Annotated in this window: 12 protein-coding genes; 9 read left to right on the forward strand and 3 right to left on the reverse strand. The window is 64.8% G+C overall.

Features of this window, described 5'->3' with window-relative positions; genetic code table 11:
• Positions 1-183: 183 nt before the first annotated feature.
• Positions 184-1,245, reverse strand: a complete 1,062-nt coding sequence (locus GA615_RS18555) for a formylglycine-generating enzyme family protein (protein ID WP_152052817.1) — start codon at positions 1,243-1,245, stop codon at positions 184-186.
• 128 nt (positions 1,246-1,373) lie between these two features.
• On the opposite strand from GA615_RS18555, the gene GA615_RS18560 reads away from it, so the two are divergent.
• The 8 genes from GA615_RS18560 (at position 1,374) to GA615_RS18595 (ending at position 15,044) form a co-directional block, all read left to right on the forward strand.
• A complete protein-coding gene (locus tag GA615_RS18560) occupies positions 1,374-2,441 on the forward strand; it encodes an FAD:protein FMN transferase (RefSeq protein ID WP_201750237.1) in 1,068 nt (355 codons plus the stop codon).
• Positions 2,442-2,527: 86 nt separating this feature from the next.
• On the forward strand, positions 2,528-3,562 hold the full coding sequence (locus tag GA615_RS18565) for a S1C family serine protease (RefSeq protein ID WP_235905544.1): 1,035 nt from the start codon (positions 2,528-2,530) through the stop codon (positions 3,560-3,562).
• Between the two features lie 242 nt (positions 3,563-3,804).
• Positions 3,805-5,565, forward strand: a complete 1,761-nt coding sequence (locus GA615_RS18570; protein WP_152052819.1) for a hypothetical protein — start codon at positions 3,805-3,807, stop codon at positions 5,563-5,565.
• 268 nt (positions 5,566-5,833) lie between these two features.
• Entirely contained in the window at positions 5,834-8,461 is a 2,628-nt protein-coding gene (locus tag GA615_RS18575; RefSeq protein ID WP_152052820.1) for a peptidylprolyl isomerase, read from the forward strand.
• A gap of 599 nt (positions 8,462-9,060) precedes the next feature.
• Positions 9,061-9,864 (forward strand): RNA polymerase sigma factor, encoded by an 804-nt coding sequence (locus tag GA615_RS18580; protein ID WP_235905545.1) that lies wholly within the window; start codon positions 9,061-9,063, stop codon positions 9,862-9,864.
• Positions 9,865-10,494: 630 nt separating this feature from the next.
• On the forward strand, positions 10,495-12,210 hold the full coding sequence (locus tag GA615_RS18585) for a S41 family peptidase (protein WP_152052821.1): 1,716 nt from the start codon (positions 10,495-10,497) through the stop codon (positions 12,208-12,210).
• Positions 12,211-12,270: 60 nt separating this feature from the next.
• Entirely contained in the window at positions 12,271-14,304 is a 2,034-nt protein-coding gene (locus tag GA615_RS18590; RefSeq protein WP_152052822.1) for a hypothetical protein, read from the forward strand.
• 383 nt (positions 14,305-14,687) lie between these two features.
• Complete coding sequence (locus GA615_RS18595) at positions 14,688-15,044, forward strand: hypothetical protein (RefSeq protein WP_235905546.1); 357 nt, start codon at positions 14,688-14,690, stop codon at positions 15,042-15,044.
• Positions 15,045-15,212: 168 nt separating this feature from the next.
• Here the strand turns inward: GA615_RS18595 and GA615_RS18600 are convergent, their stop codons facing one another.
• Entirely contained in the window at positions 15,213-16,736 is a 1,524-nt protein-coding gene (locus GA615_RS18600; protein ID WP_235905547.1) for a leucyl aminopeptidase, read from the reverse strand.
• A 322-nt stretch (positions 16,737-17,058) separates the two neighbouring features.
• On the opposite strand from GA615_RS18600, the gene GA615_RS18605 reads away from it, so the two are divergent.
• Positions 17,059-17,523: a PEGA domain-containing protein gene (locus GA615_RS18605; protein ID WP_152052825.1), complete on the forward strand. Its 465-nt coding sequence runs from the start codon at positions 17,059-17,061 to the stop codon at positions 17,521-17,523.
• A 127-nt stretch (positions 17,524-17,650) separates the two neighbouring features.
• Here the strand turns inward: GA615_RS18605 and GA615_RS18610 are convergent, their stop codons facing one another.
• Positions 17,651-18,916, reverse strand: coding sequence for a DUF1501 domain-containing protein (locus GA615_RS18610; RefSeq protein WP_152052826.1), 1,266 nt, complete (start codon positions 18,914-18,916; stop codon positions 17,651-17,653).

An 18,916-nucleotide genomic window follows, 5' to 3' on the forward strand; every position in this document is an offset into this window, starting at 1 on the left:
GAGAAACCAGAAGAAAGACGCACTCAAATGGGGATGGGTCCGCACCGTGGAATCGACACCGCGAAGGAGGTCGAACACGTTGGGTTCAACAGCGCGCAGGCGGATCCGATCGGGCCGGGGCTCGGAGACACGGTGCGTTGGGAGCAACGCGAGCGGTGTCTCCGAGTCGCTGCCAGGGTTGGGTTACTCGGCGTCGTCGGGCTTCGGGCCTTTGCCCTTGATGATCGGCGACTTGAAGTCGATCAGCTCGGGCTGTTCCTCGAAGGCACGGACGATCCGGAAGCCGACGAAGGTGGCGTCGGTGTGCCACCAGATGCTCTGAGGGCGCTGGGGGTCCTGAACGCTCCAATCGGGATTGGAGACGTGGCGCGAGGCGCTGCGGCAGTCGTAGGCGTCGAAGTCCCACGAGCCTCCCCGAGCGAGGTAGGGGTACTCGAACTCGTCCGGCACGACCACCGGTCGGACGGTTGGAGTGTCTTGCGACCTCCGACTATAGAGGTCTTCGACGTAGTGGTCCAGCACCCACTCGGCGACGTTGCCGTGCATGTCGTAGAGGCCCCAGGGGTTCGGCTTGAGTTGGCCGACGGGCTGGGGGCCTTCGCAGTTCTCGAAGAACCAGTCGTACTCTTCGAGGTCGGCGGGGTCGTCGCCGAAGTGGTAGGCGGTGGTGGTGCCGGCTCGGGCGGCGTACTCCCATTCGGCCTCGGTGGGGAGGCGGTAGGTGTGGCCGGTCTTGGCCGAGAGCCATCGGCAGTATTCCATGGCCGCGTGCAAGGTGATGCAGATCACCGGCTGGCCTTCGCGGCCGAGGCCGAAGGTTTCGTCGGCGTAGGGAGGGGTGGGGCGAGTGATGGCGTCGGCCTGTTGCTCCCCTTCGGGCTGGGAGTCGCGCTCAACGCCTTCGCGTTCCTTGCGGCGCAGATCGAAGCTGAAGGCGAACTCGTCGTACTCGTCCCAGGTGACCTCGTGCTTGCCCATCCAGAAGGGGGCGATGGTGACGGGGTGCTGGGGGCCTTCGTGCTTGGAGCGGTCGGCCTCGTCGTCGGGGCTGCCCATCATGAAGGTGCCGCCGGGAATCGGGACCATTTCGAAGCTGATGTCGGTGCCGGGGATCGTCTCGGTGTAGGGCTTCATCTCCTCCGGGGTCTGGGCGTCCTGCCCCCAGGAGGACGAGGCGGGAAGGACCAGCAAGGCGCATGCGACGGCAACGAAGCCAGTCCTGCCGTGCGACAGCGGGATGATCATCGTAGGATGGACTCCTCGGGCGGACGGGAACGGTCGAAGGCGGCGAGAACGCAACCCATCCAAACACACAATAAAAAGGGCTCGGGGCGATCGGAGCGATGGCACTCGGGCCGCGGGGAGGTTGGTGGATGAGCGTGGGACTGCTCGCGATGCTCCTGGTTGTGGGGACGAGCCCGGCGGTCGAGGACCAAGGGGCCGGGAACCTCGAACGGTTCGAGTTCCGAGAAACCCACATGGGGAGCGAGTTCAAACTTCTAATCTACTGCACCGACCGCGAACTCGCCAGCAGCGCGGCTCGTTCAGCGTTTGCTCGGATCGCCTTTCTTGACGCGACTCTGAGTGATTACAAGCCCGACAGCGAGCTGATGCGTCTGAGCGATCAGGCCGGGGGGCCCGCGGTGCCGGTCAGCCCGGAGCTGTTCGAGGTGCTGGCGCGGGCTCGATCGCTGTCGGAACGAACGGACGGGGCGTTCGAGCCGACAATCAACCCGGTAGTGAAGCTTTGGCGTCGCGCGAGGCGGAACCGAGAACTGCCGAGGCCATCGCAACTGAAGGAGGCGCTCGAGCGGGTTGGCTGGCGGGATCTGGTACTGAACGCCGAGGCCCAGACGGTGCGTTTGGCGAGGCCGGGGATGCGGCTGGATGTCGGCGGGATTGCCAAGGGGTACGCGAGCGACGCCGCGCTGGAAGTGCTGCGAGAGGCGGGCATTTCTCGGGCGCTGGTGGCCGGGGCAGGGGACATTGTGGCGAGTGAACCGCCTCCGGGGCGTTCGGGATGGATCGTGGGGATTGCGTCGCTCGATGCCGAGGAGGGGGCAACGCGGTTTCTCTCGTTGCGTTGCCAGGCGGTCTCGACCTCGGGAGATACCGAGCGCTTCGTCGAGATTGATGGCGTACGGTACTCTCACATCGTCGACCCGAGGACGGGGCTGGGCTTGACCGACCGTAGCAGTGTCACGGTGGTGGCACCGGACGGGACGACCTCGGACAGCCTGGCGACGGCGATTTCGGTGCTCGGCCCGGAAACGGGCCTGGAGCTGGCCGAGCAGACCGAGGGGGTTGAGGCGTTGATCGTGACGGTTGGGGATGGCCAGAATCGGTATCGGGTGGATCAGACCTCGGGATTCGAGGCCTTGCTCGCAAGACCGCTTGAGCAGGAGGAGCCGGTGACGAGCCTGGGACCGCCGGAGTCTTGAATCGTGCCACCGTCGTTCTACAATGGCGGGACATTCGCATCAGGAAGGTCGATATGCGCAAACGCATTCGCAGAAACGGATTGTTTATGCTGCCCCGAACCCTGCCCGCGATGATGGCGGTGAGCTGGCTGGTGCTTGTGCTTGAACTTCCGGCGATCGGAAGTCCTGCACAAGAGGTGGAGCGAGTCGTGCTGAACGACGGCTATCAGATTGTGGGGAAGGTGCTGGCCGAGAAACCTGATGCGATCTTTCTCGATGTCGGCTACGACGTGATCAAGGTTCCTCGGGATCAGATCCTCCGGCGAGGGGCTCCCGAAGAGACCGCGCCGGAATCGGTGAACGTCGCGGCCAATGCGACCTCACCGAGCGACGGATTTTTCGAGATCCGCACGCTGCGGCCTCGGCCGGTCAACGAGCTGGTCAATCAGTACGGCGAGGCGGTGATCTCGATCGAGACCCCTTCGGGAATCGGTTCCGGGTTCATCATCAACCCGGACGGCTTCGCCGTTACCAATCATCACGTGATCGAGGGCGAAACGCGCATTTCGGCGATTCTGTACCAGCGAACGTCGAGCGGTTGGCGTCGTCGGAAGATTGACGACGTGCGGATTGTCGCGGTGAATCCGTTCCTCGATCTGGCCCTCTTGAAATTGCCGGCGCAGGACGGATTGAAACTCGAACACGTTGTGCTGGGTACGCTCGATGACCTGGATGCCGGAGACGGCACCTTCGCGGTGGGAAACCCGCTAGGGCTGGAGCGCAGCGTGTCGCAAGGGATCCTCAGCACCTTGAATCGCAATTTCGACGGTCTGGTCTATCTTCAGACCGATGCGGCAATCAATCCGGGGAACTCCGGAGGCCCGCTGTTTAATTTGCGAGGAGAGGTGATCGGGGTGACGAACATGAAGGCCTCGCAAGGGGACAACCTCGGGTTCGCCATTCCGATTAATTACGTCAAGGACTTCTTGAGGAATCGAGACGCCTTCGCGTACGACAAGGACAACCCCAACAGCGGCTACCGCTATCTGGACCCGCCCCGCCGTCGCCGAGCCGAACCTCCTGCCGCGGCGCAGCAGGCGGCCTCGGGGGCCGAATCACCCGCTCGAACTTCGAGTGAGTGACCCAGGGGTTGGGCCATCCAGTCTCCGGCATCGAACTTGCTACGAACAACGGTCACCGAAGTCGGCCTCTTTCGGGTCGGCCTTCCGTCGTGAGAAGGGGCGGAGCTTGATGACTCTCGGAGGATCTCAGGCTCGACTGTTCCCCCTGGCCCTCGCTTTTTGGTTTCGCGATTCCATGATTGGCTCGCGAGAGGGCCTCGTTGGTTGGAATTCCTCCACGTTTGAAGAAGGAGAAAAGCTCAATGCGATTCCCGATTCGGGTGCTCGCCGGCTCGGCATTGCTCGGCGTCCTGACAGCGGCGGTTCCGGTGGCGGCGCAAGTCCCCGACGAGAACGCGCTGCCCAACTCGACGCTCGCCATCGTCAAGGCCAAGAGTGCCAGCGACCTGCGAGAGGCCCTCGGCCGTAGTCAGATCGGTCAGTTGCTGGCCGATCCGGCCATGGAGCCGCTGAAGGACGACGTTCGGGCCAGGTTGGGGGAGCTGGAAAATGAGCTGCAACAGCGGCTCGGCGTGAGCCTTGAGGAGTTGCTCGAAACCCCTCAGGGTCCGGCCTGGCTGGCGGTCACCCGCCGCGACGACGTGCTGCCGATCGCCGTCTTGCTGGTCGCCGACGCCGGCCAGAACGCCGATCGGATGAACGACATCATGACCCGGGGAACGGATCAGCTCGTCAAGGAAGCCAACGGTCAGTCCCGGACCGAGGAGTTCCAGGGCAAGACCCTGACGATCATCCAGCCGCCGGCCGAAGACAGCCCGCCGCTCGTCTGGACCAATGAGGGCAGCGTCTACTTCATCGGCGTCGGGGTCGAAGGGGTCAAGGACCTGCTGGCCAATGCCGACGGCCGGGAAGATTCGCTGGCCGCCAGCGCCAACTACCAGGCCATCGGCGCGAAGCTCGGCAGCGACAGCCAGATCTGCTGGTACATCGATATTCAGCAGGCGCTACAACTGGTGATCCAGGCCGCCGCCGAGCAAGGCGGAGAGGCCGGTCAGGCCGAGGCTCTCTTGCGCACGCTGGGGGTCGATCAGCTCAAGGCCGTCGGTGGCACGGTTGACCTGGCCACCGGAGACTACGACTCGATCTCGAAGACGTTCGTGTATGCTCCCGGCCCCCGTGCGGGCATTCTCCGGCTCGTGCAGATGCCGCCGATCGCCGCGACTCCGGAAGCCTGGGTGCCGGCCGACGTCAGCAGCTATCAGACCATTAGCTGGGATCTGGACGCGGCCTACACCGCGCTGGGTGACCTGGTGAACATGTTCCTGCCCGGAGCGATTGAAAACGTCGAGCGCGGCCTGCAAGGGCCTGGCGGCGAAACCATTCGCTTCCAGCAAGACATTTTCACGCCGCTCGGCGATCGGATCACCATCCTCTCCGACTTCGAAGGGGAAGGAGCCGAGATCGACGCGGAAAGCCAGCGCGCCCTGTTCGCAGTTGAACTGGACGACGAGCAAGCCTTCCAGACGACGCTGAACAAGATTTTCGCCATCACCGGCGCGAATCCGAAGACGCGAGACTTCCAGGGCACGACGATCTACGACGTCGAGCTTCCGGAACTGCCGGCCGCTCCGGGTGCTCCGCAGATGCAGCTCTCCGGCAACGTGAGCATTGCCATTGCCAAGGGCTACCTCTTCGCCACCGGCCGCGCTCCGCTGCTCGAACAGATCCTTCGCGGTGGCGGCAGCAGCCTGGCCGACGATGCTCAGTTCCAGAGCGTCGCCTCGAAGTTCCCGGATCAGGTTTCGACCTTCGCCTACAACCGACCCGAGGAACAGGCCCGAGCCGTGTACAACACGGTCACCAGCGGCCAGTTCCAGGAAGCCCTCGACCTCGCCGGCAACGCCGGAGGCGCCGATGTGCCCGACCTGTCGGAGCTGATCGACGTTGAGAAGATTCCCGAGTTCTCCGTCTTCGCCAAGTACCTCACCCAGGGGGGGAGCTACAGCGTGATGGAGGATGACGGCTTGATGATCATCCAGTTCTCGCTGCCGAAGGGAAACTGATCTCCCGAAGGTAGGCAAGACGACGGGGATTTCTCTCCGCCTCGCCCCCGACCCGGGGCGAGGCGGGGACCGTTCTCTCCGACCCGATCGACGTGACGGCGGCGGATCGTGGGTTCCTCTGGGGACCTGGGGTCTGCCGCCGTTACTTTGCGCAGCTTCGGCTCAAGCCGTGCGACCGGATTGACCGATCGAGTGGGTGATCCGATCGCGCGGTGGCACCAATGGCCTGCCCGCGTGGAGGGAATGGCCAAAGGTCGGGAGGAGTCCGATGCGGGATCGCAATGGTAGCGGGTCGATCCGACGATGGCTCGGGGCGGGCAGCTCGGCTGTCGAACGACGGCGGGCGCGTCGCCCTCGGCTCGAAGGGCTTGAGCCTCGCCAGATGCTCGTCGCCTCGCTCAATCCGATTCCGAACCTCTCGGTCGCGGCCGACCTGGGCCGGGTGGTTCCGCTGGAGGGGGGGACCGAGGCTCAGCAGTTTTCGGTCACGTCCAGCAATCCGAATATCGGTGTCTCGGTCGTGGAGGGGTCGTTCCTGTCCGTGGATGTCTCGCACACGTCAAGCGGCTCGGGCGATCCGGCCTTCTCGGGAACGATGACGTTTCAGCTCTTTGACGAGCTGACACCCACGACCGTTGATCGGATTCTGGCGCTGGTGAACCAGGGGTTCTATACCTCGCCGACGACCAACCCCAACCCGGATTTCACGAACCTCCCGAGCAAGAATTTCCATCGGATCGCGGAGGGCTTCCCCGGCGATGCGTTCATCGTGCAGGGTGGCTCGGCCAATGGGAACGGAACGGGCGAAATCAACCAGCCAGGCTTCCCGTTCGCCGACGAGTTCCTCGCTCCCCTGGTGTTCAACGGCCAGGGTCAACTGGCGATGGCCAACGCGGGAGACGACACGAACAGCTCGCAGTTCTTCGTGACCACGGGGTCTCCCCGGTTCCTCGACTTCAATCACACGATCTTCGGGCAACTGGTCGAGGGAGCCGACGTCCTCGAACGGATGACGCAGGTTTCGCGAGACGCGAACGATGCCCCCGTCTCTCCCATCCTGATTACCGCCACGCGAGTCAGTGAGGCCAACCCGAACGGCACGTTGCTGATCAACACCACATCGGCTGCGGCAGGAGAGTCGGCAACGATCACGGTCACGGCCTCGACGCCGTCGGATGGCTCGACGGATGTCGAGACGTTCCAGGTGGCGGTGGTCGCCAACGCCGAGAGCCAGCGGCCCTTCCTCCGGCCGGTGAGCGATCAGATCACCCTGCCGAACCAGCCGGTTCAGTTCCAGCTGAACGCCGTCAGCACGAACCCGGGAGCCGAGCTGACCTTCGCCGTCGGCGGTGGGGTTTCTCCGAGTGGAACCTTCGCTCCGGTCCAGAATGCCACGGCCACGGTCGATGCCAACGGGCTGGTGACCGTCACGCCTAATGCGGGATTTGAGGGGGTGATCGACCTGCTCGTCGGGGTCCGCGATCAGGTCAACCGCACCACCAATCTCAATGCGGTCAGCAACTTCGACACCGATCGGATCACGCTGACGGTCACGACCAATACCCAGCCGACGGCCACCCCCGTCTCCGTCCAGACCGAGCAGAACGATGCGGTGACCATCCAGCTGGCCGGGCAAACCGGGAACCCGGGATCGCAGCAGACCCTGACCTACGAGCTGACCGGACCTCCGGTTCATGGCTTGATCTCCCAGTTTAACGCCCAGACCGGAACGCTCGTCTACACACCGTTCACCAACTTCCAGGGGAACGACTCCTTCGGATTCCGGGTCCGAGACGTCGGTGATCCGACACCGAACCTGACGAGTGAACCGGCCGAGGTGTCGATTCTGGTTCAGGGGGGCGACCCGATCGCCGTTCCCCCCACGGCCTCGTCGCAGTTGCTGACCATTCCGCCGAACGCTCCGGTCCCGGTCCAGCTCCAGGGGTATCCCGGGACGGCCGATGCCGGGCAGACCCTCACGTATGAGATCGACACAACCAGCACGCTGGGAACGGTTTCCAACTTCGACGCCGACACCGGCACATTGATTTACACGCCGCCGACCGGGTTTGCCGGGACGGACAGCCTGACCTTCTCGGTCCGTCAGATCGGTGAGCCGGGGTCGGGCCTCGAAAGCGATTCGGCGTCGGTCACCTTCACGGTGACCGGAGCGGTGACCACCGGCGCCGTTCGCCAGATCGGGAACGTCTTGCTCGTCACCCCACCCCCGGGCCGTTTGGTCAACCCAGACCCGAACACGATTGAGGTCAGTGTGATCGGCGGCCGGGTTTCGGTATCGATCAACGGCCTGATCGACACGATGCAGCCGCTGGTCAGCGAGCTGGAACGGGTGGTCGTTTACGGCACCAAGGCCAGCGACACGATCACGATTGCCCCGGATGTTCCCTTGCTGGCAACGCTCGACGGCGGCCTCGGCGGGCGCAACCAGCTTCAGGCCGGCGACCTGCCGACTCGGCTGCACGGCTGGTTCGGCCACAATACGCTCCGGGGAGGAGCCGCCCGCGACGCCCTGATCGGCCGGATGGGACGGGTGCGATTCCTGCCGAGCCCCGGAGACGATCTGGTCTTTGCTGGTGATCCGAACCTGTTCCCGCAGGTCGACAAACACGCGAGAGATCAAGGGATTCCCCCCACCGGCCAGTTCTTCCGGTTCGTCCGGGATCGCCTGGTGCCGGTGCCGACTCCTCCCCCGCAGGCCCAGGGCCGAATCGTCCTGCATCCCCGTCGGACGAACGTCACCATTCCCCAGTTCAACCTTCCCGAAGCGCCGGGAGGGGGACAGACCGCCGCGCAATCGCCGGCGATCCTCGCCGCCCAGCAGCGCCGGGCCGAACGACTCGCCGCGCGGCAGAACCAGGACAATCAAGTCTCTTGATCGCGTCCTGACAATGACTTACGATCAATTCAACTGAACCGCGGCCGGGTCACCCGAATTCCCTCGGGCGATTCGGCCGCGTTCGGTCGTTGACCGTTGCGTACGGCATCCTGACACCTCCTCTGATTCGATCATCCGTCCGTTCGGTGGTAGCTGGCCGACCGGATCGCCTTTGCCAGGCACGGTTTCCTTGATCCGCACCCTGAGCGGATCGCCCTGGATCCGTTGTTCGCGGGCCGCTTGTGACGTGCGCTCCTGAGGCCCTGAAAGTCTTGCATCGAACACCTGGCAAACCGTGAGCGATGAGAAATCGCTACCCTGGCGGAGCCCCATGTCTTAGGGTGAACTTAGGCTCGATGCGGCAATCTTGACCTCACGGGGTGTCCCCGCTAGCATTTGATTGGATGCATGAATTGTGTCGTCCTGGAACTTTCGAACGGGGGGAGGAATTGGCCTCGTCGAGAATTGCGGTTTCGCTAGGATGATCGGGCGAGGTGGAGGACTCCGCCTGAATCTCGATGGCGAGGTGAAGGGATCGGCAGGCATGGCCGGAAAGAGGATGCCGGCGATGGCTCCGAATCGAAACGGGGGACGGAACGGTGAGCGATGAGGTCCAGCGAAAGGCGCGACGGTCCTATCGCCCGGGAGTCGAGGGGCTGGAGGCGTTGCGGCTGCTGAGCGGCCTGATGACCTCGCCTCCGGCGGTCCCGGCCGAGCATGGGGCGTTGTCCGTCGCGGTCTCCGACCCGCCGCCGGTGTTCGAGCCGACCGTCGATTCGGACGCCTGGGACGCGGCGATCGACCAGGCCTTTTCGGCCGAGTTCTTCACCCCTTCGCAAACCGAGGCGGTCGAGGAGCACGAGCGGTCGGATTCGGAAGCAATTCGAGGGGGGCTCTCGCAGCTCGATCGGTACCTGGCGCGCACCTGGATGCGGGCCGGCTTGCCTCCTCAGAAGCACGACGACTGCACGCAAGCGGTGTACGTCAGCCTCCTGAAGCAACTGGGCCGTCCGGGCTTCGATGAGCTGATGGTCGCCGTCGGGGTGCTGGGGATCCGGGAGGTCTTCAGCCGAGAGCGAGACGAGGGGACCACCTTCTTCCGCGCCATCGACGCAACCAAGAAACGAGCCCAACGCGAGCGCAAGCTCCGATCGCTCGACGATGGTCCGGATGACCCTTCGGCCCCGTTCCGGGAACGGGACTGGGTGGAGGATCTGGGCGAGGCGATCGAACGGAGCCTCAATCCCCGGGAGGCGGACCTGATTCGGGCGACCCTCCAGGGAGAAACGCCGGCCGAGATCGCCGAGCGCTGGGGAGTCGCTCCCAAGACCGTCAGCAACGAGAAATCGCGGGCCTTCCAGAAGCTCCGATCGTTCCTGAGCACGCTGGAGCCGGTGGCCTGAGTGGACTGGAGCCGAGCCCGCCCTTGTCCTTCAGACCACGCGACGAGCTGAGGGGTGGAGAGGAATCCCGGACGCTCGAAGGCGACAATCTTACACGCCTGGTGGCGAACCTTTGGTTGTTCGTACAATCCGAGGGATCGAACTTCAGCAAATCTTGAAGGGCCTCAGGAGGGTTCTCCGGACCGTGCCGGTCGTGTCGGTCAGAGGCGGTCCCGATCGGTGGAATCGAGCCTGTTCGAGCCAGGTCGATATGATAGATTGAATTGTGACGGGCGTTCGCGAACGAGTGATTGCCCTGATCGTGATCGGAGCGCCGATCATCGCCGCCTGCCGCCTTCCCTGATCGGGTTTGCCTGAGTGGTCCTCGGCATGGGGCGTGCATTGTGCTTGCGAAGGCACCTTCGAAGCGTTTCCTCACTCGGTGATTGACTTCCTCAAAGACGTGCAGCCACGGATCGGTGCGCGGATGGATCACGGAAGACCTGGTCTGTGGTCACCGCTTGCGATCCTCGACCCCGATCGTTCCCTTCCCGGCACGAGTCCACGGCGAGCTGAACCAGCGGCAATCCTTTCGGCCAGGGCTTTTGAGGTCTGTCCCGCAATCGATCCAAAGCGGGAGGATCGTGGCCGATGCTCGCCCTGCTTCGAGGTCCCTTGACGGGACTTTTCATCCTGGCGTTGGCATTCCTGCCCGCCTCGCCCATGGCGGCGAACTCGGCGGTCGAGACCGAAGGCGTGGGCTCGATCGTCCGGCAATCGATCCCTCGATCCGAGGCGTCGAGCACGGTCGAGCCGAGGACGCCCGAAGACGCTCTGACCGAGGCCCTGGAGCGGGAGCGTGCCCGGGACTGGTCCGGCGCGATGGACCTTTACGAGCAGGCGCTGGAACGCTGGCCGAGTCGGACGGACTTTCGCCACCGCCTGCGGCTCTGCCAGACCCACTACCGGCTCGGTCGTCGCTACGAGGACCGGAGCTTCCGGAGCGTCCTGCTTCGACTTCCCCGGTCGGATGTGATGGCGCTTTATGAGGAATTGCTGGAACGAATCGAAATCGGCTATGTTGATCCGGTCCGCTTCGAACCTCTCTTGAGACACGGTTACGATAATCTGGAGGTCGCCCTGCGTGACCCGGTCTTCCTCGAAGCCCACCGCATTGATGCGTCGGAGCGGGCCGATCGGGTTCGGTGGCTTCGAGACGCCTATCGATCGCAGCGAGCGAAGCTTTCAGTGCAGTCCCGGGGGGACGCGAACGCCCAGGTCGAGTCGGCATGCGACCTCGGCCAGCGGGCTCTGGGATTACCCGAGGCCGCCATCGCGCTTGAATTCGTGTATGGAGCTTGCGACGCGCTCGACGATTACACCGGCTGTCTCACGCCGGACAAGCTGTCGGATCTGTACGCCGAGATTGACGGGAACTTCGTTGGGATCGGTGTCGAGCTGAAACGCTCGGAGCGGGGGCTCTTGCTGGTCAACGTCATCCGGGATGGTCCGGCCTGGGAGGCCGGGTTGAAGCCCGGCGAGCAGATCGTGGTGGTCGACGGCCAACCGCTCGACGGGCTGAGCCTCGACGCGGCGGCCGGCATGCTTCAGGGAGTCGAGAATTCCGGGTTCGCGGTCGAAGTGCTGGGGCGGGATGGCCAGACAAGGACGGTGGATCTGGTGCGGCGTCCGGTGGAAGTCTGGAGCGTGGAATCGTCGGCCTTGCTTCCCGGCGGCATCGGCTTCATCCGGTTGATCAGTTTCCAGAAGACCACCCTGGCGGAGATGGATCGGGCGGTGGCCGACCTTCAGGCCAAGGGGATGCACCATCTGGTGCTGGACCTTCGCGGGAATCCCGGTGGCTTGTTGAATGTGGCGGTCGAACTGGCGGATCGGTTCCTCGATCGCGGCCGAATTGTCGCCACGAGGGGCAGGGCCCCCGGCCAGACGTTTGATTATCTCGCCTCGCAGGCGACCCCCTGGCAAATGCCGGTCACGCTCCTGGTCGATGGCGACAGCGCCAGCGCGAGCGAGATTCTGGCCGGAGCCTTGAAGGAACATCGTCGGGCGGTGGTCATCGGCGAGCGGACCTTCGGCAAGGGATCGGTGCAGAGCATCTATCCGCTTCGGGCGGCCGACGCGGCGCTGAAGCTCACCACGGCCAAGTTCTACTCGCCGAACGACCGGCCGTATAGCGAGTACGGCGTGTCGCCCGATATCGAGGTCGCCTCGTCGGCCCGACCGGCGTCGGATCGGAGTGAGGAGGCCATCGAACCGATTCCGTTCGGTGATCCGGAGCGAGACCCGGCGCTTCGAATCGCCATCCGGAGGGTGCAGGCCGAAGACCTGGCCGGAAACGCTCGCTAGAATCAACGGACGGTGACCGTTGCCGGTTCTTCGAGCCGGCTCAGGGAGGGACGTTCGACCATGTCCGTGTCCGATGCTTCGACCGGCGTCCAGTTACAACCGAGCCTGGCCTGGACCGTCGTGACCGACGCTCCCCTGAAAGGGCTGGGCCTGATGCGGGAGGCCGGTCGGATCATCACCTGGGACGAGGTGGACGGCCTGGTGATGTCGGACCTGAACGGCGAACGGATCTGGGCCGTTCGCGCTCCGGGAGCCATTCAAGGAGGAGCGGTCAGTGACGACGGCTCGCTCGTGGCCTTGCTGGGAGAATCGCGCAGGCTCTGGTTGTTCGGGCCCGAGCTGGAATTGATCGCCGATCGTGAAACGGTGGCCGATCCCCTGGCGATCGCCGTCGATCCGCACGGCCGGTTCGTCGCTGTCTCCTCCCGGATGGATCAGACTCACCTTTACACCCGGTACGGACGCAAGGCCGGCGAGTTCGAGACGATGCAACCGCTGGCTCATCTGGTGTTCGTTCCCAGCCAGCCCAAACTGCTGGGAGCGGCCGGGCATGGCTCGCTGTTTGGGGTCGATCTGTACCCGAGCGGCCGGGGAAAACTGTTTGCCGAGGTCGCCTGGCGCGAGTCGTTGCTCTCGAATGTCGGCCGGTTGACGGTGACCGGAGACGGCGGCACGATCATCGCCAGTTGCTACATTCACGGAATCCAACGCTTTGATGCTCAGGGGAGGAGCGAAGGAGCCTATCACCTCGGCGGGACGGCGGTGAACGCCGTTCCCGACTTCATTGGCCGAACGATGGCGGCCGCGACCCAGGAAGGGGAACTGTTTCTCCTGAATCGGGCCGGCAATGTCCGGTGGAAGACCGCCTTGCCCAGGCCCGCCGTGGCGCTCGAAATCGACGCGCTCGGACGCTGGCTCGTCTATGGGCAAGCCACGGGAGAAGTCTCTCGGATCGACCTGGACGAGTCGGCCCGGTCCGGTCAGGGAAGCCAAGGGCCGGCAGCTCGGTCGGCGGTTCGACCGGCTCCGGCCGCGTCGGCGGCTCGGTCGGGGGTTCGACAGGCTCCGGCCGCCGCCAGCCCGATGCGGGAGCCGGCCTGGTCGCTGACGGCGACCGAAACCGAGGATCGGGCCGAAACGGCCGTCCTGGCTGTGCTGGATGATCCGCCTCGAATCGGCTTGATGACGAGCAGCGACCGGCTGGAGTTGTTCACGACGGCGGGCAAGAGCCTGGGCAAAACCCCGCCGATCGGGGGAAATGGTCGGTTGTTGCGCACGGCTCCGGGCTGGATTGCCGCGGCCACCGACCGCGAGCTGTTGCTGTTCGATGCGCGCCGGAACGCCGGGAGACGCCTGGAAGACCTGAACCTGGTGCAGTTGACCCATCTGCAAATTCGGCCCGACGATTTTGGGCTGGCCGCGGTGCAGGAGCGGGATCGAGTCGGTCGAGCGACCACGGCCGGGCGTTGGATCTGGCGCCGCGAACTGCCTTCGGCCGTGGAGGAACTGGCAATCGGTCCGGACGGCTTGACCGCGGTGACGACCGATGACGGCCGCCTGCTCCTGTTCGATCCGGCCGGCAACCCGGTGGTGTCGGGGCCTCAGACGAATTATGAGGAACCCCTCGGCCTGGCACCGGCCCCCGAGGGGGCGCCTTCCGAGCTGGCCTTGCTGACCCTGGCCCGCCATCACCAGATTCTGCGAGGGCACGATGAACGGGGCTGGGTGCTCTGGGAATCGCCGGTGCCGTGGGAATCGTGGCAACTTGAGTGTGTCGGGCCGGCGGTGGTCGTCTCGGCCCCTGATGGGCGGGTGATCGCCTACGATGGGACCGGCCGATCCCTGGCGCAGAGCCGAGACGCGGTCGCCCCCGGAATCTTCAGCATCGGCCCCGAGGGAGAGGTGCTTCGGATCGCTCGCCGAGGCCCTCACCTGATTTGCGACGATCTGTCCGGTCGGGTCCGATGGCGAGCCCTGACCCACTCGATCCGAGGCCCCCTGGCGGCCGGACGATCGGGAGTCGCCACCTTGATCGGTCGGAACCTGGCCTGGTTTCCCCACCTTCCCTCTACCCCCAACGCGAGTCCTTCGTAAGTTGGCCTGCTTGGTCGTGTGGGTCTGAGGCATCATTCGAGCCGTCGGAGGAAGGGGCGTTCTGGTTTTCCGAGAAAGATGGTTGGCGCCTGTGAGAATCAGAGATATAGTGACCCAAACCCTCCTTTTCAGGTGCGTGCAATCATAACGATCTTCAATCCTTAACCACCTGACCATGCTGTCAGGTTGCCGAACCATCATCGTGGGAGCCTTGGCGAGCGGAAATCACCCAGTTATCATTCCCCAATGAGGCAGTGGGCCAGGATGGCCTGGAGGTCATGATGGCGTTGTGTAGCAGCCCCTCCGTGGATATACATCGAGCCCCCACGCCACTGAGTCTCCTCGCCGAAGGTGAGGAAGAGGCCCGCCGATTCAAGTGGATCATGAGTGAGAAAGCCGGTCGCGATCTGGGCGACTGGGCCATTCGCTGCTGGGTCCGCGAACACTGGAACGGATTTCTTCGCGAGCGGTGGCTCGAACATCTTCAAGGCCGAGCGTTCTGGATCGAACTGGACCGGGAAGATTACGGCCTCCTTCAGCGCGAGTTTCGGGATTCTTGCCCCTTGTTCGACGAGATCTTCCGTCGGATCAAGCGCGGTGATGAGAACCTCGACATCCTCAACTGGGCGATCGACGAAGGCATCGGTACGGACGACGTGATCGACATCCTCGAAGCGATCGACATCAACAGCCGCCGGATCGAATGCAAGTTCGCGATCCGTCTGTCCCAGGCACACTGATCCTCTGGGAATCGGGACGCTCCGGTGCAAGCCGGTCGTCTTCAAGAGGGAAGGAACGGAAGCCCCACCCCTCTTGATTGCCGAGGGAGGAGGCTTCGTCCCGTTGCCGAAGGTGGGCAACGCTGGTTGAGTTACGCTCGGCAACCCGCCTGAGCGAGCGGCGGAGGATCAGGGCGTGACGCCCTCCTCAGCCAGTCGGACGAGGGTCCGGACGAAGCAGCCGGTGCCGCCGGCATCTCGGGTGGAGGAGTCGGAATCGGCCCAGGCGGGGCCGGCGATGTCGAGGTGAGCCCAGGGGCGACCAGCGACGAACTCTTCCAGGAACTTCCCGGCAATACTGGCGCCTCCCCACTTCGAACCGACGTTTTTCAGGTCGGCCACGGGGCTCTTGAGCGACTCGCGGAAGTCGACATCCATCGGCAACGGCCAGAGACGTTCGCCAACCGCCTCGGCGGCCGATTGAACCGCCTGCGCGGTCGTCTCGTCGTTGCTGAACAGGCCGGCGACCTTCGGTCCCAGCGCGACCATGCACGAGCCGGTCAGGGTGGCCAGGTCGATGATCCGTGACGGGGCCTGTTCGGCGGCGTAGCTCAGGGCGTCGGCGAGGATCAGGCGTCCTTCGGCGTCGGTGTTCATGACCTCGACGGTCTTGCCGTTTCGCATGGTGAGCACGTCGCCAAGCTTCATCGCGCGACCGCCAGTCATGTTCTCCGCCAGGGGGAGGAAGGCCCGGACGTTGACCGGCAGTTCGAGCCGAGCAATGGCCGTCATCGCGGCCGTCACAATGGCCGCGCCGCTCATGTCGGCCTTCATGTCCTCCATCGAGGCCGACGGTTTCAGCGAGAGGCCACCTGAGTCGAACGTGATTCCTTTGCCCACCAGGGCCAGGGCCGGCGCCTGCGGATCGGCCGCGCCGAGCCAGTCCAGGATGACGAAGGCCGGCGGCTCGTCCGAACCGGCCGACACGCCAAGCAGGCCGCCGAAGCGCTCGCGACGGATGCGGTCCTGGTCCCAGATCGTCACCGTCAGATCGGCCAGGCCGGCCTCGGTCCGGATCCGGTCAGCGAGCAGCGAGGGGGTTTTCCGCCCTGGAGGAAGGTTGACCAACTCTCGGGCCAGGTTGATGGCTCGGCCGAGGATCTCGGCGCGGCCGAGGGTCTGCTCGATCTGGCCCAGTTCGCTCGATGAGCCGGGAGGCACACACACCCGGAGTTCCTGGAAGGGGAAGCGAGCGGGTTCCGACTTCGCCAGGCCGGGACCACTGGTGCCCACCAACACTCCCTGAAGCATCGCCGAGGCAAGCTCAGGAGCCCGTGCCCCCACCTCGGGCACGACCAAGCCGACCGACTCCCGTGATCGACCGCCGAGCCGCTTGCCGACGAGCACGCCGGAGTCGAAGGCTTCCCCCATGCCGAAGCGGTCGGACGGGCCGAGCCCGACGACCAGCATCGACCCGCTCGACGGACCCAGCATGGCGTGAAGCGCCGACGCCTCTCCAAGCCCCCCCGAGAGATCTCGGGACGCGATTAGTCGGCGGATGGTGTCGGCACCGGGCGTCTCTGAGAGCCAGGAGGGGGGATCGGGCTGATCTTCGAACATGCCAACAACGAGCCAGCCCACCTCAAGCTGGGCGGGGTCTTCGGAGACGATCCGGATCTTCATCGAGACGCGTTCCTTCCGGGGCCAGAGCATTCAGGAGAAGGGGTCCTCATCTTCCTCACCCCTGTCTCGTGCGCCAAGCCGGCTTGTCGGACGGCTCGAATCCGGCTAGACTCCGCGGCGCACGTCTCGACCCGTAAGGATCTGGGGACCTTCCTCGATCCCTTTTCGGTCGCTGGCTCGCCCCGGGTCGTCCGATCCTACCGCGATGCGACTGCTCCCCCGCCGCCCGGTGATCTGATCTGGAACCGATCGATCGGACCCGGCCCTTTGAGGTGCCTTCGACGATGGCAAGCGCTCGCTCGCCGGTCGAATCGAACCTTGGGAGGGATCGGGAGAACGCGGAGGTCGACCGATGCTGACCCGCCCGAATTGCAAGACACGACGGGCCATCTGCCTGGCCCTGTTCCTGCTCAGTCTGACCGCGGTCGGCTGTGTCGAACGGCGCTACACGATCCGGACCGATCCGCCGGGGGCCCTGGTGTTCGTCAATGGCGAGGAATCAGGGATCAGCCCCGTCTCGGTCAGCTACGAATACTACGGCGACCGTCGCGTGACGATCCAGGCCGAGGGGTACGAGACGATTCAGACCGAATTGCCGATCCCGGCCCCGTGGTGGAACAACGCCTTCACCGGGTTTTTCACCGAGAACCTGATCCCGTTCACCCTCCGAGACGAACGAGAGTTCCGGTTCACGATGGCCCCGGCCGTCTCTCCTGAAACGGGCGACCTCGTCGGTCGCGGCCAACAACTGCGCCAGCAAGCCCAGGCCCCCCCTCCGGAACGGCCGGGTGGGTTCTTCCGGTTCTTTGCGCTGTGAGCGTGCAAGGCCCGTTGAAGTTGGGAATTCACACTCAAGAAAACGGGGACCGCACTGCCACGAAGCATGCTTCGGATTGGAGTGCGGTCCCCCTGGTGTTCGACGCGCGATGCGGTCGAGCCAGGCGTTACGCGCGGGTTCGAGCCGGAGCGAGGATCGGGAAGGGTTGGAAGCGGGCCTTGAGAATGGCCTCGGCATCCGCGCCGAACCAGTCAGAGAGAACCGCGGCATAGACGGATCGGAAATCGACGGTGAACCGGGGGTCGCCCTCGTCGTCGAGTTGCGAAAGGTCGGGACGGTCGCCAAGCAATCCGGGACGGATGCCGTCGCCCATCAGAAGCATGGACCCGGCCGTTCCGTGGTCGGTGCCTCCCGACTGGTTTTCGGCGACCCGGCGGCCAAACTCCGAGAAGGTCATCACGAGGGTCCGGTCAAGGTGGCCTCGGCGGTCCAGATCGTCGCGGAACGCGGCCAGCCCCTGGCTCAGCTCCTGAAGCAGGCTGGCGTGGCGCCGGTCTTGTCGGGCGTGGGTGTCGAAGCCACCGAGCGAGACGTAGTAGACCCGCGTTGGCACCTCGGCCGTGATCATCTGGGCGACGAGCTTCAACGATTGCGAGAAGGCGAAGGGGGCATAAGGTGCCTCGGTCGCGTCGTCTCGGACAGCTTCCTGAATGCGTCGAGAGGCGGCAAGGGTGGCGTTGGCCGCCCGCTGGACGTAATCGAAGGTGTCCAGGCCGGTCGGCTCGATCTGATTGATCTGCTCGAAGCCGAGCCCCGCTGGCCCCTCCTCGGGCCAGTCGAAGATGGCGGGATTGGCCATCGAGACGGCGCGGGGTCTCGGGTGGGCGAAGGTCTGCGCCGGTCGTTCACCGAGTTGCAGGCCGATCATGGGCGAATCGACACCGCTGCACTCGTTGTCGAAGTAGCGGCCGAGCCAACCCTCGGTCCAGACGGCATCGGGAGGGGAAGCGGTTTCCCAAATCTCGGTCGATCGGAAGTGCGAGCGGTCGGGATTCGGGTACCCAACCCCCTGGACGACGGCGAGGTTTCCGTCGTCGAGCAACTCGCGCAGCTCGACCAGCTCGGGATGAAAACCGAGTTCATCATCGATGCGAAGGACGTCGGCCGACGGGATCGCCAGATTCGGCCGGGCCCGGTAATAGGAGTCGTCTCGATACGGGACGACCGTGTTCAGGGCGTCGTTGCCGCCCGCAAGCTGGACCACGACCAGCACACGGTTGTCCCTCAGGCCGGGGATTGGCGGCACGTCTCGGCTCGGATCGCCGTCGAAGGCCAGGCTCGTCTTCTGAAGAAAGGCCGGGACCGTTCCGGAGAAGGAGGCGAGCCCCGTCGCCCGGCGAAGAAAGGCCCGTCGTCCCATCTGAATTAACAT

Origin of the sequence: Tautonia marina, assembly GCF_009177065.1 — a bacterium.
Classification (GTDB): Bacteria; Planctomycetota; Planctomycetia; order Isosphaerales; family Isosphaeraceae; genus Tautonia; species Tautonia marina.